This is a genomic window from Thiolinea disciformis DSM 14473, assembly GCF_000371925.1.
Taxonomy (GTDB): Bacteria; Pseudomonadota; Gammaproteobacteria; order Thiotrichales; family Thiotrichaceae; genus Thiolinea; species Thiolinea disciformis.
On sequence record NZ_AQVE01000070.1, the window covers coordinates 1 to 1,216 of the forward strand.

At 48.1% G+C, this 1,216-nt stretch carries 1 protein-coding gene; it reads right to left on the reverse strand.

Annotated elements, in window-relative coordinates; genetic code table 11:
• Positions 1 to 1,049: protelomerase family protein (locus tag A3IE_RS0119450; protein ID WP_020397270.1), on the reverse strand; the 1,049-nt coding region annotated here is incomplete at its 3' end.
• Positions 1,050 to 1,216 lie beyond the last annotated feature (167 nt).

Sequence of the window (1,216 nt, forward strand, 5' to 3'; positions counted from 1 at the left end):
TTGGTAGGGCTGGGTGTTTTAAAGGCTGCGCCAATATCCACCATACTCAATTTAGCAGCCTGATTGAAGGTTAACGCTGTTGCTAAGTTGATGTCGCGCCCGCGCTCGTACTTGTCAAGGTGTGCGGTGGCTTGATTCAAGGCTTTAATCTTCGGCTGCTCTCGAAAAGCCTCAAACGCCGCGATGAACTGAGCCGCTGGAATCAGGGTATAAATCTCATAACCCTTGGTTTGAATCCCTAAGCCTTTTTTGGCTTGGCCATCGAACCTCACCTGATGCGTGCCGGTTTCCACAAAGGACGCATTATGCACCAGCTCAATCGAACGCCGACCGCAGGCTAAAGCCAGCGCGAAGGCTTGGCGACCTAGCGTTTTACTGGCAAGTCCGCGTTCAATCAGCGTAAGAATGCCTGCATAACTCAGCGTAGTCGGAGCAAGCGCTTTCTTGGCCAAGGCTTGTACGGCACTTTGTTTGAAACGTTCCTTTTCCTCCACGGTTAACAGCAGTTCATTCAAGATCGGATGCTTCACCGGTAACGCGTGAATGGCATGGTAAGCACTGGACGGCACGTTTTCGGTATCGGCCAAGACCCGCTGAAGTAAACGAATTTTCAACAAATTGGCGGTTTTAGCCGGTTCATGCCGCAATTGCTCCAACGCATCCGCGTACTGTGGGTAAGCATCGATCAAGCCATTCAAGGTAAGGCGTTTACGCAAGTTGCCTGCTTTATCGTAAGGCGCGGTACGCAACGGACTGGACAGGGCAGGGTGCTTGAAATTGGCGGCTTTCACGGCTCGACGTAGCTCTAACAAATAGCTATTCATGGTTTTTACGGTGAGCTTAGCCCGATCTGGCTTATTGCGTGCCGCATTGAGGTAGGTATTTTTAATATGCTGCGCCAAGCGTTGACAGTCCTTACCGTAGCTATTGTGGGCTAATCCTTCAGCATGTTTCTGGTCGATGGCTGCAAGGCCTTCTAATAACGCAGTGATTGCCCCGTGTTTATCGGCTTTTTGGGAAGGGGTTACGCTTGGATGGTCGGTACTCATTATATTTTACCAATTTAGGTGAACAGTATACTTTAATATAAGCATGACTAAGTCATTAAATCAATGCTATTCACCCTAATTTAGTTATTTATTTAGGCAAGGCTTTTCTAATAGGTTTTTCTTTAGGGATTGGGAGAGGATAGCCATTACTAAACACCCCAATAGTA